Raw genomic sequence first — 23375 nt, 5'->3', positions numbered from 1 at the left:
TAAGGGTCACGTCCCTCGCGCGGCTGGCCGGGTATCGACGCCCAAGCACAGAAGCCCGGTGATCAGTGCGAGCACGATGTGCAGACCGTAAAGTCGGTTGAAGTCCGCCCGCGCGAGCGCCGCGTGACCGAGCAGCGTGACCGCGATCGCGACGCCGAGCACCGAGCCGATCTGCCGTGTCGCTTGGTTCACCGCGCTTCCCACCGCGTAATGCGCCGGGGGCAATCGGCTCACGGCCGCGGCGGAGAGGGACGGCAACACCAGGCCCACGGCCGCGCCGCTCATCAACAATCCTGGCAGCCAATGCAGTACGTAGTTCGGCTGCGGCCCCGGTACGAGCATGAACCACAGGCTGCTCGCGGCGTACAGCAACGAGCCGCCGACGAGGAAGCGGCGGTGGCCGAGGCGTGCAGCCTGACGACCACAGAAGATGGCCGTCGGGACGACCAAAAGCGGCCCCGGCGTCACGGCCACGCCGGCCAGCGGCAGCGAGTAGCCCCAGATGCCGCGCATGTAGAAAAAGAAGCCGAGAAACATCATCGAAAACGCAGCGCCGAAGGCAAACGTCGCTGCGTTGACGTGGCGGTAGGTCCGATTCTCGAAGAGCGCGAGATCCACGAGCGGCGCACGGCTGTGCCGCGACCACGCAATGAAGGCCGCGCCGGCCGCGACGCCCGTGACGGCGATGGCCGCGAGCTCTCCGCGCGTGCGTGATGGAGACTCGGTCTCGACGATGGCCAGCGCGAGCGCGCCTACGCACAGCATCAGCAGCGCCATACCCACGCCATCCACGCGCCTTCGCGAAAGGCTCGGGGCGGATTCGTCGAGGCGCGCGGCACCACGCCAGAGCGCGAGCGCGCCCAGCGGGAGATTGATGTAGAAGGCCCACGGCCAACCCGCCACGTCGGTGATGAAGCTGCCGAGGCTCGGCCCGACGGCCGCGGCGAGGCCACCCACGGCGCCCCAGAGGCTCACGACGATCGCACGCCGTTCGGAGGGAAAGGCCGCGATGACGATCGAGAGCGAAGCCGGCGTCAGCAGCGCCGCGCCAACGGCCTGGACGACGCGGGCGGCCACCAGGAGCGAGACGCTGGAAGAAAGCCCGCACGCCGCCGACGCAGCGAGGAACAACGCGACGCCGACCAAAAACACGCGCTTGCGCCCATGCGTATCCGCGAGCCCTCCCGCGGGAATCAGCATTGCGGCGTACACGACGGTGTACGCATTGAGCACCCATGACAGCTCCGCCGCCGTGGCGTGGCCGAAGCTGTGGCGTAGCGCGTCGAACGCGGAGAACAGCATCGTCGTGTCGAGCGACACGAGGAATGCGGCGACGCTCGCGATCCAGAACACGCGCCACGGGGCGTCGGGGGCAGCGTCGGGGGCAGCGTCGGTGGTGGTTGCCGTGGCGACCATGGGTGTCACCGCGGGACCAGGTAGATGGCGGGCTCTGCGCTCAGGTTGCGCTTGACCTCGCGGGTGCGTTCATCGGCGAGCACCTCGCTTTCGCCAGCTTCCAGCGCATCGAGGGCGCGGGCGACGATGTCCTCGGGAGTGGCCTTGGGCGCGCTGATGCCGTGGGCCAGGTCGGTGTCGACGAAGCCCATGTGCAGCGTCAGCACCTGGGTGCCCTGCGGGCGCAGGTCGTTGCGTAGTGCGTTGCTCAAGCTCCACAGCGCGGCTTTCGACACGGCGTAGTTGGCCAGGGTCGGGCTCGAGAGCCAGCTTGCGACGGAGGCCACGTTGAGCAAGGCGCCGCCGCCGTTGCGCGAAAGCACGGGCGCGAACGCCTGGCTGACGCGGAGCACGCCGAAAAGGTTGGTCTCCAGGTGGCGGCGCAACACGGTCTCGGCCTCGGGGGTGTTGAAGCTACCGAACGTGGCGATGCCAGCGTTGTTGATGACGAGTGTGGTGTCGGTCGCGGCCGCAGCCGCGGCGCTCACGTCCTCGGGCGAGGTCACGTCCAGCTTCACGGGCGTCACGCCTGCGAGCTCGATGCTCGAGGGGTTACGCGCGGCGGCGTAGACCTTGCGCGCCCCGCGCTCGAGGACGGCCTTCGCGAAGGCCAAGCCGATACCGCGGTTGGCGCCGGTGATGAAGACGGTCGCGTTCTGGATGTTCATGGTTACTTCCGCGTGATGGTTGCGTTTCTTACTTTTGACAGCACGAGGCGTGGCGCCGACGTCCACAGGTAGGCGCCAACATATGATGATCATCATATTATTGTCATCATGCGTCTCTGTCAACCCGGACCCGCTGCGTCGGCGGCTCGACGGCCTTCCTTCAGACAGTCCGGCCCATGCTCGAGCTCGCGAGCGAGCTCGACGCGGCAAACCATGCGGACTGCCCGCTCCCGGGTACCCCGATCCCGGAGTGACCTCCCTTCCCGCTCCCGCCGCAGCAGCCTCGGGCTGCTGCGGCGGGGCGCTCTTGTTGGGGCGCGCGCACCGATCGACCCTTCCGCCGCACGAACGTTTCGGGCCCGTGAACCGATCGACCCTTCCGCCGCACGAACGTTTCGGGCCCGTGAACCGGTCAACCCTTCCGCCGCACGAACGTTTCGGGATCGCGAACCGGTCGACCCTTCCGCCGCACGAACGTTTCGGGCTCGCGAACCGGTCGACCCTTCCGCCGCACGAACGCTTGGGGCTCACGAACGGGTTGACCCTTCCCGGGCGCCAACCCCATGCTCCGCCAGATCCAGGAAGAGCTGCCGAAGATCGACGTCGCGAGGCTGCACAAGCTGCCCGAGCTCGCGGATGTGGGACTGCGGGAGAGATGCAATCAGTCGATACGGCGCTCGGAGTGCGCTCGGCTGGAGACGGAGCGGCGCCGGAGGGCGAGTAGGCCAGCAAAGGCGAGGCCGAGGAGGGACGCGTCTCCGGCGGAGTCGCCAGCCGCGCGGAAGCTGCAACCATGGCCGTGACCGCCGCCGCCCGCGCCGCCGCTGCCGCTTGCGCTGCTGCCGCTTGCGCTGCCTGGGCCGCCGCTGCCGCCACCGCCGCCGCTGCCGCCCGCGCCGCCGCTGCCGCCACCGCCGCCGCTGCCGCCCGCGCCGCCTGCGCCGCCTGCGCCGCCGCTGCCGCCCGCGCCGCCGCTGCCGCCATCGCCGCCGCTACCACCAGCGCCGCCCGCGCCGCCGCTGCCACCCATTTCACCGAGGATGCGGCCACGAACTCGGTAGCTGTCGAACGGCGCGCCCAGCATGAACCGGCTGTAGAGCGCCAGCGTCTTGCCCGTGCCGTCCGAGGCCAGCCCCGTCGGGCGGGTGTCCAACCCCGGAGGCGCCACCGTGAACACCGGCTCGACCATGCCCGCGGGGCTCATCTCCACGCCGCGCAGCGCCACCTCGCACCCCGCTGCCGTGGCCTCGCGCTCGCGCCAGGTCACCACGATGCGCTGCCCGTCGAATGCAGCCGAGGGGAAAGCCTTCGGCTCGGAGTCGCCGCACCCATTCACGATCGGCGCGATCACGAACCCGTCCGGATCGAGCACGGTCCCGGCGGGGCTGACGCGCGCGCCGCGCAGGACGTGGGCGCCGCCGCCATCCTTCGAGACCCACACCACCACGTGGTTCTGCCCGTCGAAGACGGCCGCCACCGGGTGCTCGACCAGAGGCGCGGCGGACGATGCGATGGGGAAGAGCGCCGTGTCCACCAGCGTGCCCGTGGGGCTCATCCGCGCCCCGCCGAGGCTGCTCCCCATTCCGTACGTCGCGAGGTGATTCGTGCCGTCGAACGAGAACGCCACGGGAACGGAGTAGACGTCCGGGAGATCGATGGTGAACGGTCCGCTCACCACGCCCTGGTCATTCAGGAACGCCGCGACCGTGGTGAAGGAAACGTACTCGTCGAAAGCGATGAATAACGAGCCGGCAGGACTGTTCGCCATCTTGAACGTCGTGCAAGCGACCCCGAACAGGCCGACTTCACCGAGCACCGCTCCCCCCGGGCTCACCCGGGTGACGGTGGACCAGCCGCCGCACCCTTGAGGGTGGTAATCGGTCGTCTCCGACAACACGATGAAATTCGTCCCGTCGAAGCCGACGCGGTACGCATACCGGTACAAGCCCGTATCGCCAGGCTCGCTCGGAATGCCAGGCACGACCTCGATGCCATTGGGATCGAGGATCTGGCCGTCCGGCGCGACCCGCGCGCCGAACACGCCGCCCATCCCGCCCGCGCGCGTGTCAGTCCAGACGGCGAAGTAATTCGTCCCGTCGAAGGCGAGCGCGGGTCCTTGCTGCCCGTTCGTGCCGGTGGCGACGCGGCTCGGCGGCGCCGGCAGCGTGCCGTCCGCCGCGACGCGCCTCGCGCGCAGGTTCGTGTGGATGAGCTCGTAGTCGAACAGCCCGTCCGCGAAGATCAGCAGCGCCTCGCCGCCGCTGGCCGCCGCCGCGAGATCCCGCCCTTTCCCGACGTCGAGCGGAGCGGCGTCGAGGGGGACCCCCCCCGAGCTCAGCCGCGCGGCGCGCATCGGGGTGAAATCGTCCGTTTCCGTCCACACCCGCCAGAACACGGTGGTGACGCCGCCGTCGGAGGCGATGGCGAGATGGGTGCCCGGCTCCCCCGGCGACAGCATATCGAGGACGATCCCGCCAGGGTCGAGCACGGCCCCGGCGCTCGTGACGCGGGCGGCGGAGACAACGCTGACGTTCTGCGCGAAGTCCTCATTCGACCAGGCTGCCACATAGCTGATCCCATCGAAGGTGAGGGCGAGGTCGTCGGTGTACGAATTGGAGCTGATCGGGCCGACGGGGAACGGCGCTGCCTCGACGGGCGCGCCCTGCGCGTCGAGGCGGATGGCGCTGAGCTCGAATCCTTGGCTCCAGCCGAGCACCAGGGAGCCCGTGCCGTCGGAGGCCACGCGCAGGGGGCGGAGGGGGCGGGCAGGGTAGGGGTTGAGCTTGATGGGCACCGTGACCATGGGCCCGACGACGCCGGCCGGCGTGATCTGCGCGGCGCAGATGTGGCTGTTGTTGGTGCAGGGCCACACAGCCTGATAGGCGGCGCCGTTCCAGGCGAGGGCCGGCGGGGAGCCGAGCCAGCCTGTCGCGGCGATCGTGAGGGGGGTGGCGTCGAGGATCGCGCCACTCGCGTCCAGGCGGACGCCGCACTGGTTGCAGGCGGCGCCGGGAGCGCCCGCGAAGGTCACGAGGAAGCCCGAGCCGTCGGAGGCGACGGCCGGCTTGCTCCCCCGGCCGATGCGGAAGGCCGGCGAATCGAGCGGCGTCCCGTCCAGCGCCACGCGCGCGGCGTAGAGGGGGACGTTGATGGTGCCCTCCCCCGCGAAAGCCTCCCGCGAGTCCTCCCATACGACGAGGTACTGCCCGTCGCCGTAAGCGATCGCCGGGGCTTGCTTCACGCCGTCGACGTCTCCTAGGACCGGCGCGTCGAGGCCGATCTCGGCCCCCACGGTCAGGTAGAGGGGGTCGGCGGGCGTTCTGGGCTCGGCGCCGGGCAGCGAGAGCCCCGGCCCGCGGTCGGCCGCGGCAGGCGCGTCCGCCATCCCGGGCCGGTCGGCGCACGACGAGAGGAGCGCGGCGCCGAGGGTGAGGGGTACGAGGGTGGAAAGAGAAGAGAGGAGGCTCAGCGACGGTCGCCTGCCTCTCTGACCGAAGAATGATGGGAAAAACGGTAACATAGCTAAGAAGCCTATCGTCCACGGGACGTCCTCGACAACAGGTTTGTCACACGGGCCTCCATTTCGCTCCGTCCGTTCTTGACGCGAGCCCCTCGCGTCGAGCCTCGCGACGCTCGCCGAGGAGCGTTGCTCGATGCGCTCGCGGCTGGCGTCAAGGCGGCCGGCGTCGAGGTCCGGCACCGCGCTGATCTTCCCCCGAACTCGCCACGCATCGACCTCGGCGCGGGCCCATCATGACCGCGGCGGATCCCACGGAAACGGACGGCAAATGCTCGCTCCTCCGGCCTGCTTGTCACCGCTAGGACATCGAGCGGTTTGCAACCGCTCGATGTCCTAGCTCTTTTGTCCCGAGGGGGACGCCTCGCGTCCCCCTCTCGTCCGGGCAAAGCCCGGCCGATTCACCCCCCGAGGGAAGATCGCTTCGCGATCTTCCGAGCATCGAACCGGTCGATGCTCTAGCCGCACACCATACCCACCGCGAGGAAAACGGCGCTCCCGGCCCCGACGAAGACGCACGCCTCGTAGGCGCAGCAGTAAGCGTCCTCGAGCATCGGCGAGGTCAAAGCAAGCACCTCCCACTGCGAAAGCGGTCCGAGGTCACGGGCGAGTGCGGAAATCGCTTCACGAACGAGCGCGTCGTTGTCGTCGGCGCCGAGACGCCCGTCCTGCACGAATAGGCGCAGGTACGCCACCGGATCGACGCTTGTTCCCGTGATCGTGAAGCGCGAGACTTCGTTCCACGGCGCGACAAGATTGCTCGGCACGACGACGAACGGGTTCCTCTCCGGCGCGCGGAGGAGCAAGCCGTCCGCGTCGCGCGCGACGATCTCGACCCTCCGTGCGTCGCGGACGGCGCCGACGAGTGTCTCGGTTGCCCGCGCCGCGAAGAGGAGCACTCGGTCGAGCCCCGAGAACGCCGAGAGCTCCGGGGCGCGAAACGTGGCGAGGGCCTCACCAAGAGCCCCTTTGGAGCGGAGGAGCGCGAGCGCCTCCGCGATCACACCCGCTTCGATCGCCACGGAGTGAGAGTACCTTCGCGCCTCGGGCGAACAACCCGTTTCTTTCGATGCCGCGCCCCCACGGCGCTCCTCCAGGATCCGGAGGCCGAGGTGGCAGAAATGAAGGAGGCTGAATCGGTGGCGGAAACCCGATGTCGAGCGCGGTCCGGGCGCCTCGACCTCGGGGGAGATTTTCGACGAGGGCCGGCCGGCTGGCCGAGGGGCCCCGAGCCCCTTGTGTGCGCCGAGCTCGGGCCTTTCGATGCCGCCTCGCCTCGCCGTCGCCCTCGACCACGCCGCGATCACCCGCCTCGACGCCGGCCCCCGCGGCAACGTGCGGCTGCGACGAACCCACGGCGAGCCCCTCGCGTCGAGCCTCGCGACGCTCGCCGAGCAGCACGCCGCGACGTGTTTCCGCCGCCTTGGTTTCCGCCACTCTGACCCCCCCGGATGCGGGGGCGGCGGAAATACGACGTCGAGCGCGGTCGGGGCGCCTCGACCTCGGGGGAGATTTTCGCCGAGGGCCGGCCGGCCCGCCGAGGGTCCCCGAGCCCCTTGTGCGCGCCGAGCTCGGGCCCCTCGACGCCGCCCGGCCTCGCCGTCGCCCTCGACCTCGGCGGGATCGCCCGCCTCGACCTCGCCCCCTCGAGCTCTTCCACTCCCAGTACGCGGGCGCCGGGGCGCAGATCGCCGAGAGGTCGAAGCCTGGGTTCATTGAAATGCGGGAATAGGAGCCCTTCCACGGGCGTATCGAACACCCGATCAGGTCACACAGTCCCGCCAAGTAAACCGGCAAGCGACACGGATCGGGAGCACCATGGATCGCGCGCCTGACCACAGTTGAAGATCACGCGCGGATGCCGGGCGTGCTATACTTACATCTCATGCCACCGATGGGTTGGAGTCGTGTCTTCTAGATCGGTACGAGGACGTCGGGCCGTCATGTGCGCGCAGCTCAGGTGGCTCGCCATGCTTATCCCTCTCGCCGCGTGCGGCACCAATGCCGGAGATATCAACGTCGGCTCGAAAGACGCGGGTGCACGCGTCCAGCCCGTAGGGCCGCCTCACGTAGCTGCAGCTCCAACGGCTGTGGCGTCCGTCGCGTCACCCGTGCCGGCCCCGTCGGTCTCGGCGTTGGACTCCGCCCACCCGGAGCGCCAAACTAAGGTATGGATCATCGCCGAGGATGTGCGGCTCTCGGAGACACAAGCTCGACCTCACGGGCCGCCTCCTGCGAAAGGCGCTTGTTTCGACATATCGAAGGCTAAGCCTCGCCTCGCACCCGCTTGGCAGATCGACCGCTGCTCCACCGTGCGCGGCTACTGGGGCATCGGTGCTGTGCTCGTCCCTGAGACACAGGCGGGGGTCGCTGGATATCGGGTCCTACGGCCGTTCCGATTCGTTCGTGAGCGCAACCCATCACTCGGATGGCCTTCATGGTACGCGCTCGATGCAATCATCGTCGACAACGGCTGGATCGAAGCGAAGTCGCTCGACTCGCTTTCCCTGCCGACGGAACGGAAGGATCCTCTCTTCGAAGATCCCGTGACGATCAAGGGCACTCTCCGAAAACCGCCCTCGAACATCAGTCGTCTGTGGGAGCATTTCGACAATGTACGAGATGTGTTGGATTTGGCGCCATACGGGCAGAACAGCCTTCCGATCCTCATAGAGGTGAATGGGCCGTGACGAGAGCCGTGACGTTGAGCTGCCCGACTATACGGCGATAACGAAGCGCATAGAGGGACGGACCATCTCCTAGACATCGACCTCGACTCTCCTTCTGCCCGCAGCGCGGTCGGGGCCTCGACCCCGGGGAAGATTCTTGCCGAGGCCCGGCCGGCTCGTCGAGGACCTCTCGACCCCTTGCGCGCGCCGAGCTCGCCGAGCTCGATGCCCTCGACGCGGCCCCGGCCACCCCGTCGCCCTCGACCTCGGCGGGATCGCCCGCCTCGACGTCGACCCCCGCGGCAACGTGCGGCTCGGCCGAACCCCTCAGCGAGGCCCTCGCGTCGAGCCTCGCGCCGCTCGCCGAGGAGCTCGCCGCGCGTCGATTCCGTCGCCTTCATTTCCGCCACATCGACCCCCCCGGATGTGGGGGTGGCGGAAATACGACGTCGAGCGCGGTCGGGGCGCCTCGACCTCGGGGAAGATTTTCGCCGAGGGCCGGCCGGCCCGCCGAGGGCCCCCGAGCCCCTTGTGCGCGCCGAGCTGGCCGAGCGCGAGGCCCTCGACGCGGCCCCGGCCTCCCGTCGCCCTCGACCTCGGCAGGTCTACGCGTGGGACAGAAAAAGAACGTTGCGCGTATGCGCGAACTGTGAGAAGGCTGGTTGTTCCGGGCACTCCAAGCTGTCGCAGAATGAAGCGACCCCCACGCCTCCAAGGGGCGTACACAACAACCCAGAACTTAAAGGAACGAATTCATGACTGTGTCCAACTTAATGGCCGCGCTGACGGATGACCAGCTTTCGCTGTTCCGGAACGCTGTTCGCAATGGTCATTACCGCCTACTCCTGGGGGCTGGCTTTTCTAGAAGTTCCATTGGCCCTGATGGGAAGAATCTTCCATTGGGTGGTGAGCTTGCACGTGAACTCGCAGCAGCATTCGACCTTCCCGCCGATTACCCACTCGCTTCCCTGAGCGACGCTATCCCGCCCGATGCACTGAGCAAATTTCTTGTAGCCAAGTTCCTCGGCTGCAAGGCCTCCACAACGGTGCGCACGCTGCCCAGCTTCATTTGGCGCCGCATCTATACCTACAACATCGATAATGTCCTCCTCGATGCCTACCACGACAACGACCGGGCTCTACAGAAAATCCAGTGCGTGACACACAGCGATCCCTTTCAGGACCGGGATGAACCAGGCTCAGTCCAGGTGGTGTATCTACATGGATATGTCGAGCGCCCCGAAGCAGGCTTCGTCTTCTCGACCAGATCGTACGCGGGGCATGTCGATGAACACAACGTGTGGGACTACATATTTGCCGACGAGATCCAGGAGAAGCCCTTCATCGTCATGGGCTGCGCATTAAACGAATTTGATCTCGAAGTTTTTCTTAAGCGGCGCGACAAGTCGCATAAAATCCGATCCAGATCCGCACCGTCGCTATTCGTTACCCCACACGTAGATTCTATTGTTGAGCGAGTTTGCGAGCGTCATGGCCTGACGATCGTGAAGGCGACGGCGGACGAGTTCATTTCGCAACTTAACGAGGTGGTACCCGACCGTCCCACTGTAATCGATTTGCTTCGCCCCAAAACAACGGCCGCACTGTTCGGGAGTGCATCCGCCGAGAGAATCTTCTTTAGTCAATGGCGCCACGTGGGCGACGCGGTGTCACAGTCCGCTGGTCAAGCGCCCCCCCATATTCTTACCGGCTGCGAGCCGAACTGGGATCATGTTCGCAGAAACGAGATATTGCCGCGTACGGATACCGCTAACCTGGCGGCGGGCGTCTTACGTTGGGCCTCGAATCCTGCCCGCTCTATCATACGCATTGTATTTGCGCCCGCTGGCTCAGGCAAAAGCTGCTTGCTGCTCGATGTGGCTACCACTCTAGCAAACCAGAAGGTTGCTACATTCTTCTGGGATGGCGACGCAAGAATGTCGGTCGACGAAGCGGTCACCATTCTAAAAGGGGCAAACGAGCCTGTTGTCCTAATGGTGGACCGGGTCGGCGATCACATCGACCAACTGGTAGACCTCATCTACAAGTTGGAGGGGAGTAAGGCAAGGGTCCTGATCCTCGGCGTTGATCGCGGCGTCCGGCAACAATTTATAGACGGACTGACGAAGGACAGCTTCTACGAAAGCTCGTCAATGGCGACGCTCACGCTAGACGAAGCGCTATCCTTTGTGGCGGCGTTGCGCAAGCAAGGGTTATTGGGGGCGCGGGCCGGGTACTCTGATGGTGTGCTTGGCCGCGAGATCACCGGCGGCGATCTACTGTCTGGTCTTGTGCAACTCTCCATGAACGTCAGCCTCGCGTCGCGAATGAATGACGAGTTGCTACAATTGAGCGATCGCGGCCGCAGAATTTACAGCGTTGTCTGTCTTGCTCATACACACGCGCACTCCGCGCGAGAGGGAATTGTAAGGGCTGCTGCCAAATGTAGCGCAAAGGAACTCTATGATGCGTTAGACGGGGAACTCCGCGCGCTGGTCCTCCCAAAGCCGGACGGTACGCTGTTGACGCGACACCGGGTGGTAGCAGAACAGACGTACGGTCTTCTTGGGCGCCGGTCTTACGACGTTCATGTTGCACTGGCACGGGCATTACGTCCGTACGTAAGTCGCGAGGCCATCAAGCAGCGCCAGCCAGAGGCTAGGCTGGCTGGGCGACTGCTGGATGCAGAGTTTGTCGAGGGCATGCTTCAAGAACGTGCCGCAGAATTCTACGAAGAAATCGCCCCAGATTGGCAGTGGAACAGCCGCTATTGGGAGCAACGCGCGCTATTTACCGTGCCCACAGATCCAGACAAGGCGCTACGCTATGCCGAGCAGGCGGTTGGCATCGAGAACCACCCACTGCCGCTGACGACACTTGCAAAGATCCAGTTCACCGTCGCAGAGATGCGAGGGTATGCCCGCTTCGAGGACAGGCGGCTGGTCCTTGATGCGCTGGAGAGTGCAAAAGAAGCCGTGGTAATTGCAAAACGTCGGCATCGGCACGAGGTGCACCCGCACGATGTGGCAGTCCGTGGCGCCATCACATTCCTAAAGTATGCCAAGGCGCACAGTATCAGCCTGAGCGAGTGGCCAGGCTGGGCAACAATGGACTTCATTGCCATGGACCTGCGGCGCGTTCACCCACGTGGCAGCGCAGAGCAACTCCGGAAAGATTGGGAGCGTGCTTTAAATATATACCGCTCCGCATGAGCCGAACCACTTCCACGCGCCCCCTCGTCCCTGTCACGCTCGCCCGCCATCTCGCGCCCCTTCCTGCGGCCCGACCCTCACCACGGCCGCCTCTCGATAGACCCGCTTCGCCGTCCCACCCCCGTAGTACGCCGCCATTTTCTTCTCGGACAACCACGGCGTGACAATCGTCCGCAGCCGCGGCTCCTTGTGCCGATAATCGATCACGTCCCGCGTCCCCGTGATCTTCTCCGGGATCCACCCCGACCCCTCGGGCGCCCCGTCGAGCCCGTCCCCCACGTCATCCAGCACGAGCACCGTCGCCGCTTTCGCCACCTGCCGCGCCTCGCGCGCCGCCGCCGAGGTCCCTCGTAGCTCCCGCGTCGCCACAAATCGCGCCCCCCCCGGGCGATCCGAACCTGCTCCGGTAGCGCGACCTCCTCATGGACCGGCCTCCTCAGCGCCCCCGTGGTCGCGACCGGCCTAGAAGGCGCCGCCCGTGGTGCGTCGAGGCATGGCTCACCGCGAACGATCAGAGCGTCTTGCCGATCGATTGAGGTTTCCTACACGCCAACAGGACGGATCTCCCGAAAACGGATGCCCGACCGCAAGTATTGGGCGATCTACCAGGACCACGTGTGTAGCGCCGCCCTCCGCATTGCTCGGGAGGTCTTCGCGATCCTTCGGATCCCCGTCACGCTGGTCCACGTCGCCTACCCATGGACGAACACCCGGACGGGCCTCCCGGATCGCTACCCCATTCTTTCCGTAGCGTTCGACATCGAGACCTTCTTCCAGCTCAGGCTCGAAGCGATCGACCCCTCCGATTCGATGGCTAATTTCGAGCACCGCATGGAGCACAAGAAAAACTCGGGCCTCGACCCGATCGAGCCCCTCACCCCCGAAGACCTGGAGCAAAACCAGGGGTGAGCCTCGCCTACCCGGGGAGGACCCGCTTCCACGTCGCCGGCCGCACGCGAGGCGTTCGTCACGCACGAGCGTCACGAGCGCCCTGGAGACGAGAGCCTGGCCCGTCCCGTACGCCCGACGAGCCACCCTCACGGACACCTGGTCCCCGTCACACTCCCCAACGACGTCGAGCGACGTCGGACACGGGAGCGTGTGGGTGCGGAGGCGAGGAGATGTGAACGGGGACACGGGGAAGCTCGTCGAAGGGACGAGGCCGTGTCTCCGGAGACTCGGGGTCGTGCCCTCCGGGCTTCGAGACGGGTTGGCCGGAGCACGGTCCCGAGGGGGGCGGGGCACGGCGCCGACGCAGCGGGGCCACAGGGTCGTGACGCCGGAGGCGCGAGACCGTGCCGCCTCGCGTTCGACCTCGATCGGCCGGCGAACGACACAGCCAGTCGCCGAGGACGAGGTTGCCCCCTGGGGGCACGGGGTCCTGGCAGGAGCCTGTCGCACGCAAGGCTCGCGCGCGTCGGGGGATGGCCGGAGGAGTGGAGGAGGCTCGGGAAGAATGGATCGGCGACAACCCCCTGCGCGCGCGCTTGCGCAGGCGCAGACGCCTCCGGTACGGTGTTCACCGTGTCTGGCCCTACGGAGCTCGACTCGCTGATGGCACGCGCGCGGAGCCGCGTCTGGTCGCTTTACGGCATCGTCGCTGGCATCGTCGCTTTCATTTCGATGTGCGCGGCCCTCACCTACACGCCAGCGCTCCGATGGTTTCTCACGGCGTTCATGTGGTGTTGTGGGTGCATGGCCGTTCTCGGGTTGGGCTATCTATGGGTTCGAGCGCGCGTCGCCGCGACACGACGATTGATGCAGCTCGTATCCGAGGGAGCCCTCAGGCTCGCGAATATCGAGCTCACGCAGGTCGAGCTCGAAATCTTGCCGTTCGGAGCCGAGGTCGACATCGAAATCACGTCCGGCGAGCACCTCGCCTTCGGGTTTTGGCGGCGTGACGATGCCGATGCGCTGATCGCGTTGCTGCGGCAGCTTGCCGTGATCTGAGTGGCGTGTCGTCACCCGCGCTGGCGACGTGCGCAAGGCGGGGTGCGCTCGGCCGGCGGACACGCGAGGCGGCGTACAAGGCACCTGGGGTCCATGAGTACCTGTAGCTCACGACACAAAATAGTGAACAACGGAAGAGCGGAAAGCTCTTGCGTTGGAGCTCGGCGGAGGCTAGGGTTCGCGCCCGCTTCCCCGGAAGCACCCGTCCCCATCGTCTAGCCCGGCCCAGGACCCAGCCCTTTCAAGGCTGTTACGCGGGTTCGAATCCCGCTGGGGACGCTGATTCAAGACATCCAGCCGCGAACAGGGCCCACAGGTTCGCGGATCCCTCCACCCAGAACCGCTTCCCTTCGGGGGTCTCGATCGGCGTCAGCTTGATCGGACCCTGGAAGATGTTGCGGATCACCTCGCGGGCCTGCTCGGGCTTGCCGGGTCAATACCTCCTTCAGGTCGGCGCGTCGCTTCCCGGCCTCGGCCTCCATCCGCCGGGGTTCGTCGATGTGCGCGGATCACGGCATCCGGCTTCAGGTCGGAGCTCCTCGGACAGAACGGTCTCCGAGAGCCACGTGACCACGGTGGCTGGCGCGTCGAGTGTGTGAAGCCCCGAGCGTTCTGTGTCGAGAGGTTCGTCCGGGGCGCTGTTTGCGCGCGGCTCCCCTCCGCTCCCCCCGAGCCTCAGAACTCCGCGACGGCCTTCCGCGTTTTGCTGACGAGCCGCTCCGAGGAGCGCGGGGCCGAGGCGGTCGAGTTCGGTCTTCGAGGTGCGGCTGTGCCCTTCGACCCCGGAGGCTTCCCCTTGCAAAACCTGCCTACCGGGGCATACAGTCCCCAATCGAACAGCGAATGGACGAAGAGAAGCGCCGCAAGCTCATCACGACCGATGCGCGGGGGAGGATCGTTTTTGCGACGATTGCCCTGGTCATCCCGCTCGTGCTCGGGCTTCTCTTTCGACGCCAGGAGCTCCGGCTGCGTGCGCTCGCCGATCATGGCCGCGCCGGCACCGCGACGCTCACGGCCGTCACCCGACAAGGTTCGGCCTCGGTTTCCCATTACCGCTACGAGGTCGACGGCGTCGTTTACACGTGGAACGTCGACCGAAAAAAACTCCCGGGCGAGCCCGGTGAAACCTTCGATATCACGTACCTCCCCGAAGATCCGTCCCTGAGCCGTCCCGGTTCCTATTCGAACGTCGAGCTCGACGCCGAGCTCAATCTGCCTTTCCGGCGAGGTTTTCCGCTCGGGATCTTCGTCCTCTTCGGCTCCGCTGCCGCGCTTTGTCACCGCAACATCCGCCGCCTCCAGAAGGGCGCGCCTGTTTCCACCAAGCCTCGGATCTCCCCCGACGGCGCGGGGCGAATCGTCGCGGCCTTGCTCCTCGCTTGCGTGCTCGCCGTGAACCTCGATCCCAAGGTCCGCGCCGTGCAAATCGCCGCGTTCGGGCCCGCGCCGTTCGGGCTGCCCGCATGGCTCGTGGTCGCGCTCGTCGAAATTGCGCTGTTCGCGCCGTTTTTCTGGGTGTTTCCGCACTTGATGCGGCTCGTCCTCGGCCGATACACGCAGGGCGGGTCGCTGTCGAAGCTCGGGATCGTGCTCGCCGTCGCCCAGGCGGGGCCGGAGGAGAGGCGGTCGCGGCTCGTCGTCGTCGCCGGGCTCGTCTATTTCATCGCGCTCGTGACCGCCTGGATCGTGTTCGCCGACAGCCGCGGGATCTGAAGGCCGGCGGGCAGGCGCATCGAGATCGCTGTCGCGTCCGAAAACGGCCAGACATCGAGGCGCGGGCGCGCTACGAGGGGAGGGCGATGATGGATGCGGAGACCTGCTACCGAGCCCTCTGCGCGCGCGATGAGCGCTTCGACGGGCTGTTTTTCGTGGCCGTACAGACGACCGGCATCTACTGCCGACCCGTTTGCCGCGCCCGCACACCGGCGCGAGATCGGTGCGTGTTTTACCGGTACGCTGCGGAGGCGGATCGGGACGGGTTTCGCGCGTGTTTTCGCTGCCGGCCGGAGCTCTCGCCGGGCGGCGCGCCGCAGGACTCCGTGCCGCGCCTCGTCCGCGCCGCGCTCGCGCGAATCGAGGGCGGATTTCTCGACGAGGGATCCGTCGATGACCTCGGGCGCGTGCTCGGCGTGACCGGGCGGCACCTCCGGCGCGCGATGGAAGCCGAGCTCGGTGTGGCGCCCGTCGAGCTCGCTCAATCGCGGCGGCTCGCGCTCGCGAAGCAGCTTTTGCAGGATTCGTCGCTGCCGCTCACCGAGATCGCGTTCGCGAGCGGGTTCGGGAGTGTTCGGCGATTCAATGCGCTGTTTTCCGCACGGTTCGGCAGGCCGCCGTCCGCGCTAAGGCGCGCGCTCGGGGAAGCGGAGGCCGGCGCCGCCATCACGTTGCGGCTCGATTATCGGCCGCCGCTCGATTGGGATGCGCTGCTCACATTCCTCGCCGACCGCGCGATTGCCGGGGTCGAGGCTGTCCAGGGCGGCGTGTATGCCCGCTCGGTGCGGCTCGGCGAGCGGATCGGGTGGGTGCGCGTGATGCCCGCGCCGCAGAAAAACGCGCTCCGGGTGGAGGTCGCGCCCGAGCTCGCGGGCGCGCTCGGGCTTCTGCTCGGCAGACTGCGCGCGCTCTTCGATCTCGACGCGCATCCGCAGCTCATTGCGGAGGCGCTCAGCCGTGATCCGCTGCTCGCGCCGCTCGTCGCGCGTCATCCGGGCCTGCGCGTGCCGGGCGCGTTCGACGGCTTCGAGGCGGCGGTGCGCGCCATTCTCGGTCAGCAGGTCTCGGTGCGCGCGGCGACGACACTCGGCGGGCGCATCGCGAAGCGGTTCGGAACGGCCCTGGACACGCCGATCGCCGGCGTGACGCACCTCTTCCCGCCGGCATCCGTGCTCGCCGAGGCGCCCCTTTCCGACATCATCCAAATTGGTTTGCCCGCGTCGCGCGCGGGCTCGATCCAGGCGCTCGCGCGCGCCGTCACGCAGGGCGACGTCCGGCTCGAGCGCGGCGAGGATCCCGAGGCTGCCGCGGCCGCGCTCGTCGCCTTGCCGGGCATCGGCGCGTGGACGGCCCAGTATCTCGGCATGCGTGTGTATCGGTTTCCGGACGCATTTCCAGCCTCGGATCTCGGGGTACGGAAGGCACTTCGCGTGAAATCGACGCGCGAAGCGGAGGAGCGCGCCGCGGCCTTCAGGCCGTGGCGGGCCTATGCGGTCATTCATCTCTGGCAGGGCCTTTCAGAAGGAGCATTCAAGGAATGAATATGTTGTATGAACGCCGTATTTCGAGCCCTCTCGGCGAGCTCCACGTCGTCGCCTCGAACGAAGCGATTGTGGGCGTGTACCTGCCCGGGCACAAAGGCGCGCCGGTCATCCTTGCCCGCGATGGACGGGAGCATCCCGTCCTCGGCGAGGCCACGCGCCAGCTCGAGGAATATTTTGCCGGGCAGCGCCAGTTTTTCATGTTGCCGCTCGATCCACGGGGAAGTGATTTTCAGCGCGAGGTCTGGCGCGCGCTCCTCGAAATCCGCTTTGGCGAGACGCGATCCTACGCCGAGCTCGCGCGGGTGCTCGGTCGGCCGCAAGCCGCGCGGGCCGTCGGCGCGGCGAATGCGAAGAACCCGATCAGCATCATCGTGCCCTGCCACCGCGTCATCGCGGGCGACGGCGCGCTCACGGGGTATGCGGGCGGCATCGCAGCGAAGCGGTGGCTCCTCTCGCACGAGCAAGACCGCCACGCGCCCGGCCCCACCATTTCCTGAGCCTGTCGGCCCTCCGATCGCAAGTCCCTGGACACGCGGGGACCGTCTCTGCGATCCTGCCGACGCCAATGAGTGAATCCAGAAATCCCGCGCACGGCCCCGACGAGGCGCCGGTGCGGCCGGAGCTCTCCGACCTTCGCGCGCGCCTCCACGCGACCACCGACGCAGGCCGGCCCGAGGCCGTCGCCCGGCGCCGCAAGACCGGGCAACGGACGGCGCGCGAGAACATCGAGGATCTCGTCGATCCGGGCAGCTTCGTCGAGTACGGCGCGCTCGCATTGGCCGCGCAGCGGCAGCGGCTCTCGATCGAAGAGCTCGTCCGGGCGAGCCCCGCCGACGGGATCGTCTGCGGCATCGGCAGCGTGAACCGCGCGTTTTTCGACGACGAGCGCGCGCGGACGATGGTGCTCGCCTACGATTACACCGTCTTCGCCGGCACGCAGGGCGGCATGGGGCACAAGAAGCTCGATCGCATGCTCGCGCTCGCGGCGCAATGGCGCGTGCCGGTCGTGCTTTTCGCCGAAGGGGGAGGGGGGCGACCCAATGACACGGACATGCCGCTCGTCGCGGGCCTCGATACGCCGAGCTTTCTCTCGTTCGCCGCGCTCTCCGGCCTCGTCCCACGCGTCGGGATCGTCTCGGGCCGTTGCTTCGCCGGGAACGCCGCATTGCTCGGCTGCTGCGACGTGATCATCGCGACCGAGGACAGCTCGATCGGCATGGGCGGGCCCGCGATGATCGAGGGGGGCGGGCTCGGCAAATACACGCCCGAGGAGGTCGGGCCGATCGACGTGCAAAGCAAGAACGGCGTGGTCGACGTGCGCGTCCGGGACGAGGCCGCGGCCGTCGACGTCGCGAAGAAATATCTCGGCTATTTCCAGGGCCCAATCGCCGATTTTACGTGCGCCGATCAGCGCGTGCTCCGTGACGCCTTGCCGGAGCGACGGCGACGGGCCTACAAGATCCGACCGATCATCGAGACGCTCGCGGATACGGGCTCGGTCCTCGAGCTCCGTCGCGAATTCGGCACGAGCCTCGTGACCGCGCTCGTGCGTATCGAGGGACGTCCGTTCGGGCTCCTCGCGAACGACCCGTATCGCCTCGCCGGCGCAATCGACGCCGACGCCTCCGACAAAGCCGCGCGATTCATGCAGCTCTGTGACGCGTTTGGCCTACCCATCATCTCCCTCTGCGACACGCCTGGCTTCATGGTCGGCCCCGAGGCCGAAAAGACCGCGCTGGTGCGCCATACCTCGCGGATGTTCGTGACGGCGGCGAGCTTGCGGGTTCCATTTTTCACCGTGGTCCTCCGCAAAGCGTACGGCCTCGGCGCGCAGGCCATGGCCGGCGGGCACCTACACGCTCCCTTTTTCACGATTGCCTGGCCGACGGCGGAGTTCGGCGGAATGGGCGTCGAGGGGGCGGTGCGGCTCGCGATGCGCAAGCAGCTCGACGCCATCGAAAACCCCGAGGAGCGTGAGGTGACATTTCAAGCGATGGTCGCGCACGTGTACGAGCGCGGGAAGGCCATCAACACCGCGTCTTTCCTGGAGCTCGACGCCGTCATCGACCCGGCCGAGACGCGCGCCTGGATTCTTCGTGGGCTGAAATCGGTCCCGACGCCGGCGCGCCCGGAGGCGCGGCGGTTCGTCGATACCTGGTGAGCGTTTTCCTCAGCGGAACAAGGCCGCGCGCACCGACGCCGCGCAAAGCGCGACGGCCGTGTTCGCCTCGTCGAACACCTTGCCCATCGGCACGAAGCCGTGCACCTGCCGCTCGAAGCAGACGTAACTCGCCTTCGAGCCCGCCGCGGTGAGGCGCTCGGCGTACTCTCGCCCCTCATCGCGCAGCGGATCGTAGCCGGCCGTCAGCACGAGCGCGGGCGGCAGGTTTTCATGGCTCGGGTGGAGCAGCGGGGAGGCGCGCCAGTCGAGGTCGTGCACGGGGTCGCCGATGTAATGGTCGTGGTAATACGTGATCGAGTCACGCGTGAGCAGATAGCCCTGGCCGTTCGTCGTGTGCGAGGGCGCGATGCGGCGCATGTCGGTCGCCGGGTAAATCAAGAGCTGGAACGTGATCCCGAGATCCCCCGCGTCGCGCGCGGCGAGCGCGACCACGGCCGCGAGGTTGCCGCCCGCGCTGTCGCCGCCGACCGCGATGCGCGTCCCGTCGATCCCGAGCGCCTCGGCATTGCGCTGTACCCAGTACGTCGCGGCCAGGCTGTCGTCGACGGCGGCGGGGAACCGGTGCTCGGGCCCGAGGCGGTAATCGACCGACACGACCGCGCAGCCGGCGCCATTCGCGAGTGATCGACAGAGCGTGTCGTGCGTGTCGAGGTCGCCGATCGTCCAGCCGCCGCCGTGGTAATAGACGAGGACGGGTAAACCTGTGCCGGTCGTCGTGCCCGCGGGGCGGTACAGTCGAAGCGGGATCCTGCCGTGCGGCGCGTCCGCGTGGAGATCCCGCACCTCCGCGACCGCGGGCGGGTCGGGCTGCGTGAATCCGCGGCGCTCGCGGTACGCGCGCCGCGCGTCCGCTGGCGAGAGCGTATGCGCCGGCGGCAGGCCGCTGCGTTCCATGAAATCGATCAGAGCCCGGGCCTGGGGGTGCAACATGGGAGGCGGATCAGCGCATCAACTCGGCCGCGCGGTCAAGAACGAAGCGCAATCTTGACGGCCGGGCGCCCAAGCGGTCTCCTTGGTGTTCATGGCTCGTGACCCCTCCCCACGGCGTCGCTTGGTTTTCCTGGCCTTCGGAAGCCTCGCGGCCTGTGGGCCTTCGCCCGCGAAACCGTCCCCGCGCCCCGCGAACGTCATCGCGACGGCCCCGACCGACTCCGCGCGACCGCCCGCCCTTTGCCCCGACGTCCTCGCCGAAACTGCCCCGGTTCGAGATTGGTTCGCGCTCGGCTCCTCGGCGCCTTCGTCCTCCGCCACGCCCGCGGTGAGCCCGGGCGTCGTCTCTCCGTCGGCGGGCGCCATGACCTCTCCGGTTGCGATCTACGACGCCGAGGGGCGGCTCGTCGTCGCCTGGGCGGAGGCGCCGGGCGTTCGTTTGCGCAGGCTCGAAGGCGGGCGATTCCAGGATTTGCCGCCCATTGCAGCGGAGCAGTACCGCGGTTTTCCCGAGCTGATGCTCACCCGGGACAAGCAGGGCCGTGTGCTCGTGTCTTTCTTGGAGGATCTCCGCCCGCGCGTGTTCCGCGTCGATGGGACCCGCGTGCAGGATCTCTCGCCGAAAACGCCGCCGCCCGCCCGGGTGTTCGACATTCCGGGGCCGCCGCGGGCCGTCGCCTGTCCGGCCGTCGCCCACCCTGTCCCCCAGAGCCAGCTCGTGGTCGACGGCGACGGCCGACCTATGGTCGCCTGGGCCGAGCCGGGGCTCAGGGCCATGAAGGCCGTCGTGCACCGATGGACGGGCAGCGCGTGGGTGACATGGACGCTCCCCGAAATCGGGCCGCTCGATCCTTGTGCGCCGGCTTCGAAGAGCATCACCTTGACGGCGCACCCGAAGGGCCATCCCTACATCACGTTCCGGAAAGACAAAGCCTTCATCGTCGAGGCCTGGAATGGCAGGTCATTCTACGTGGAGTCCACGCTCATACCCGAGCACGACACGCTGTACATGGGTGATCCCTGGCTCGCGTTCGGCCCCCAAAACGTGCGCTTCAATGCGTGGAACGAGCGGGTCGCGCAGGGCGGCGTCCTACGGGAGCGCGTGCGTGTCTGGCGCAGCGACGAGAAGGGCTCCCGGATCATGAAGCAGCCGGCGGCTCGGCCGCTCGTCGGGCAGATCGTCGCGTTTGCCGGGGGAGAACGTCCGCGGATCGCCTTGCTCGATATGAGCGGCCCGCGCCCCGAGCTTCGATTCGTCGCGTGGGAAACCGACGCGCCGATCGAGCTCACGGGAGGCCCAGACGCCGCGGACTTTCCTCCCGCGAAAAGCTATGGTTTTCCCGCGGTCGCCTTGCCCGAGGGCTCGGCCCCGCCTGCGGTCGTGTATCGCACCGAAAACGCAATCGCCGCGCGGGTCTGGTCGGCGGGGTCGTATCGCGCGCCGGGAGCGGCAGCGGAAACGAACGAGGAGCTCGGGCGAGGCGTGGCCGAGGGCGTCCCGCCCGCGATTGTGATGCACGGGGGTCCTTCGTGGCAAATCTTGCACGACCCCCGAAAGGGGGCGGCGCCGGGCGGACAGCATGCCGGGCGAGCGCTCGCCTTCGGCGTCGAAATGGGTGCTTGGAGCCCCAACGAAGCAGGCGCGGCGCCGGGAAACTCCGTCTCGCGGAGCGAGGGAGCGTCGGTGGATCCGGCCATCGCCGCGTCGGGCGGGGCCGTCTGCGTCGCCTGGTCGGAGCGGGAAGGAGACGAGGGGCGCGTGCTCCTCCGGTGTCGTCGCTAGCGGGACGAGGCCTCGGCGCTCTCGCAGTGGGAGGCCTTCGCGCGGAGGGCGCCCATTTCCTCGCGCAGCGTGGCGAGCTCGCGTTCGAGCGCGTCGATCCGTTTGTCATGCACCTGCGTCGCAGCAATGGCCATGCTCGTGTAGCCGTACAGATCGACGCGCTCGCCGCTCGCGGCGACGGCCGCGCTCTCGGGCATGTCGTCGATCAAAAAGCCCACGTGCGGGCGCGCGGCGGCGTCCTCACCCTTGTAACGCCAGGTCGAGAGCCGCATCGCCATCGCCTCGTCGGCGAGCGCCTCGACCGCGCGCTCCGACAGGTAGCTGATGTCCTTCTTGTGGCTCACGCGCGAGATGGGGCAGCCGCCCGGGTTGTCCTTGGGATCACTCGCGGCGCACGTCAAAAGCACGCCGCACGTGCTGTCCTCTGGCCAGCAGGTCGCGCCCGATTGCGAGCACGGCTCACCCTCTTTTTCCGTCGTGCACACGGCCACGCCCTGCGGCGGCATCGCGCCCCCGTCGGGGATCTCGCAGACCGGGTCTCCGCAGGTCGTGTACCATTGCAACGATCCACCGCCGCCCTGGCCGCCGGTACCACCCTGGCCGCCAGCGCCTCCGGCCTGGCCGCCTTCTCCGCCCCCGCCCCCGTCGATCTTCGACTTGCAGCCGGACGCGGCCGTGACGAACAGACCCGCAAGCATTGCCACCATTCCAAGCCGAATTGCGTTCATATCGCTCTCCTCGGCGCCGCGCAGGACGCCCTCCGGAAGCGCGCGCCGGGCGCATCGCCGGCATTCGCCCCCGTCGCCCACTGTATCGCGTCGCCTCCGCATGTCTGTCCGGGATCATGGTTGTCCCCGCACTCGCCGGGGTGGGCTGCTCGGTGACCACGTTCGGCCGCGAACGAGGCCAGCCGGCCCCGTGAGACCGCCTCCACGTCCCGGACCTCCTCGCGCGGCGCGCCCGGGGCTTGCCCGTCGACCCGCCGCTGGGGCACACGTGGCTCTGAACGTTTGGCCCCCTGACGCCCCGCTTCTGCTACGTTGCTCCCCAGCGATGCCTCCAGCCCGAGATTGTCCTTGCTGCTCCGGTTTGCCCTACGCGCGCTGTTGCGCCCCCTATCACCGCGGTGAACGCGAGGCGCCGAGCGCCGAAGCGCTGATGCGCTCGCGTTTTTCGGCGTACGCGCGCAAGGAGTCGGCGTACGTCCTTCGCACGCTCCACCCCGATCACGAGGATCGCAAACGGCCCGAGGCCGAGGTGATGCGCGAGATCCGCGACGCGACCTCGACGCTCAAGTTCATGCGCCTCGACGTGCTCGACCACGACGGCCCGGACGAGGCCGGTTTTTCGCACGTCCTCTTCCACGCGCGCGTGTTCGAGAAAGGGCAGGACCGCTCGTTCATCGAGCTCAGCGAATTCGCACACGACGGCGTCGGTATTCGTTATCGGAGCGGCCGGCAGCTCGCCGCCGCGAAGGTAGCCGATCCCAAGGCCCTCACGATCGCCGCGTTCCAAGCGCTCTTGTAGAGCCCACCCATGGCTCCCCCCGGTCGGAAGAACTGAGCATTGGTCTCATCTGGGAGGCGCTGAGCTGGGGCGTTGCCCCAGGCCCCACCCGGGGCTATCCGCCCCTGGACCTGGACCAGCGCAAGCGCTGGACCGGGGTTCTTTGAACTGCGCTCCCGCGCTGTTCATCGAACAGCCGAGTCAAGACCAGGAGCGACCCTGCCAGCCAAGACAGTAGCGCTGACA

At 67.7% G+C, this 23375-nt stretch carries 17 protein-coding genes and 1 tRNA gene; 11 read left to right on the top strand and 7 right to left on the bottom strand.

Translation table 11 applies throughout. The annotated features are described in order from the left end of the window. Window positions 1–6 precede the first annotated feature (6 nt). The 4 genes from KEG57_RS48360 to KEG57_RS48345 all read right to left on the bottom strand — a co-directional run bounded on the left by KEG57_RS48360 (window position 7) and on the right by KEG57_RS48345 (window position 6662). Window positions 7–1416 (bottom strand): MFS transporter, encoded by a 1410-nt coding sequence (locus tag KEG57_RS48360; protein ID WP_272428037.1) that lies wholly within the window; start codon window positions 1414–1416, stop codon window positions 7–9. A gap of 5 nt (window positions 1417–1421) precedes the next feature. Beyond that, complete coding sequence (locus KEG57_RS48355; RefSeq protein WP_272428036.1) at window positions 1422–2123, bottom strand: SDR family oxidoreductase; 702 nt, start codon at window positions 2121–2123, stop codon at window positions 1422–1424. A 661-nt stretch (window positions 2124–2784) separates the two neighbouring features. Then, window positions 2785–5508 carry a hypothetical protein gene (locus KEG57_RS48350; protein WP_272428035.1) on the bottom strand — a complete coding sequence of 908 codons (2724 nt, stop codon included), beginning with the start codon at window positions 5506–5508 and terminating at the stop codon, window positions 2785–2787. A 590-nt stretch (window positions 5509–6098) separates the two neighbouring features. Then, entirely contained in the window at window positions 6099–6662 is a 564-nt protein-coding gene (locus KEG57_RS48345) for a hypothetical protein (protein WP_272428625.1), read from the bottom strand. Window positions 6663–7583: 921 nt separating this feature from the next. On the opposite strand from KEG57_RS48345, the gene KEG57_RS56345 reads away from it, so the two are divergent. Further along, window positions 7584–8330 carry an SURF1 family cytochrome oxidase biogenesis protein gene (locus KEG57_RS56345; RefSeq protein WP_372518279.1) on the top strand — a complete coding sequence of 249 codons (747 nt, stop codon included), beginning with the start codon at window positions 7584–7586 and terminating at the stop codon, window positions 8328–8330. Between the two features lie 734 nt (window positions 8331–9064). After that, complete coding sequence (locus KEG57_RS48335) at window positions 9065–11521, top strand: P-loop NTPase (RefSeq protein WP_272428629.1); 2457 nt, start codon at window positions 9065–9067, stop codon at window positions 11519–11521. A gap of 33 nt (window positions 11522–11554) precedes the next feature. Here KEG57_RS48335 and KEG57_RS48330 read toward each other — a convergent pair whose 3' ends face one another. Continuing rightward, window positions 11555–11836 carry a hypothetical protein gene (locus KEG57_RS48330; RefSeq protein ID WP_272428631.1) on the bottom strand — a complete coding sequence of 94 codons (282 nt, stop codon included), beginning with the start codon at window positions 11834–11836 and terminating at the stop codon, window positions 11555–11557. 261 nt (window positions 11837–12097) lie between these two features. Here KEG57_RS48330 and KEG57_RS48325 point away from each other — a divergent pair, with 261 nt between their 5' ends. The 7 genes from KEG57_RS48325 (at window position 12098) to KEG57_RS48295 (ending at window position 18889) form a co-directional block, all read left to right on the top strand. Then, window positions 12098–12430 (top strand): hypothetical protein, encoded by a 333-nt coding sequence (locus KEG57_RS48325; RefSeq protein WP_272428632.1) that lies wholly within the window; start codon window positions 12098–12100, stop codon window positions 12428–12430. A 615-nt stretch (window positions 12431–13045) separates the two neighbouring features. Beyond that, window positions 13046–13471 carry a hypothetical protein gene (locus tag KEG57_RS48320; RefSeq protein ID WP_272428634.1) on the top strand — a complete coding sequence of 142 codons (426 nt, stop codon included), beginning with the start codon at window positions 13046–13048 and terminating at the stop codon, window positions 13469–13471. Between the two features lie 204 nt (window positions 13472–13675). After that, window positions 13676–13750: transfer RNA gene (locus tag KEG57_RS48315), tRNA-Glu, on the top strand. A gap of 564 nt (window positions 13751–14314) precedes the next feature. Beyond that, a complete protein-coding gene (locus KEG57_RS48310) occupies window positions 14315–15184 on the top strand; it encodes a hypothetical protein (protein WP_272428635.1) in 870 nt (289 codons plus the stop codon). A gap of 86 nt (window positions 15185–15270) precedes the next feature. Next, window positions 15271–16725, top strand: coding sequence for a DNA-3-methyladenine glycosylase 2 (locus KEG57_RS48305; protein WP_272428637.1), 1455 nt, complete (start codon window positions 15271–15273; stop codon window positions 16723–16725). Continuing rightward, window positions 16722–17225, top strand: a complete 504-nt coding sequence (locus tag KEG57_RS48300) for a methylated-DNA--[protein]-cysteine S-methyltransferase (RefSeq protein ID WP_272428639.1) — start codon at window positions 16722–16724, stop codon at window positions 17223–17225. Before KEG57_RS48305 ends, KEG57_RS48300 begins: the two co-directional genes overlap by 4 nt. 68 nt (window positions 17226–17293) lie before the next feature. Then, window positions 17294–18889 (top strand): acyl-CoA carboxylase subunit beta, encoded by a 1596-nt coding sequence (locus KEG57_RS48295; RefSeq protein WP_272428641.1) that lies wholly within the window; start codon window positions 17294–17296, stop codon window positions 18887–18889. Window positions 18890–18898: 9 nt separating this feature from the next. Here KEG57_RS48295 and lipP1 read toward each other — a convergent pair whose 3' ends face one another. Next, a complete protein-coding gene (gene lipP1, locus KEG57_RS48290; RefSeq protein ID WP_372518253.1) occupies window positions 18899–19840 on the bottom strand; it encodes a LipP1 family hormone-sensitive lipase in 942 nt (313 codons plus the stop codon). 364 nt (window positions 19841–20204) lie between these two features. Here lipP1 and KEG57_RS48285 point away from each other — a divergent pair, with 364 nt between their 5' ends. Further along, a complete protein-coding gene (locus KEG57_RS48285) occupies window positions 20205–21623 on the top strand; it encodes a hypothetical protein (RefSeq protein WP_272428644.1) in 1419 nt (472 codons plus the stop codon). On the opposite strand, the gene KEG57_RS48280 is transcribed toward KEG57_RS48285, so the two are convergent. Beyond that, the gene (locus KEG57_RS48280) at window positions 21620–22351 is read right to left on the bottom strand and encodes a tail fiber domain-containing protein (protein WP_272428646.1); all 732 of its coding nucleotides are present in this window, start codon (window positions 22349–22351) and stop codon (window positions 21620–21622) included. The genes KEG57_RS48285 and KEG57_RS48280 overlap by 4 nt on opposite strands. A 100-nt stretch (window positions 22352–22451) precedes the next feature. Between KEG57_RS48280 and KEG57_RS48275 the strand changes: the two genes are divergently transcribed. Beyond that, a complete protein-coding gene (locus KEG57_RS48275; RefSeq protein ID WP_308215668.1) occupies window positions 22452–23150 on the top strand; it encodes a YchJ family protein in 699 nt (232 codons plus the stop codon). Window positions 23151–23375 lie beyond the last annotated feature (225 nt).

The sequence above is a fragment of the Polyangium jinanense genome, assembly GCF_028435365.1.
The sequence above is the reverse complement of the archived record's forward strand: the minus strand, read 5'-3'. Positions and strand labels throughout refer to the sequence as shown.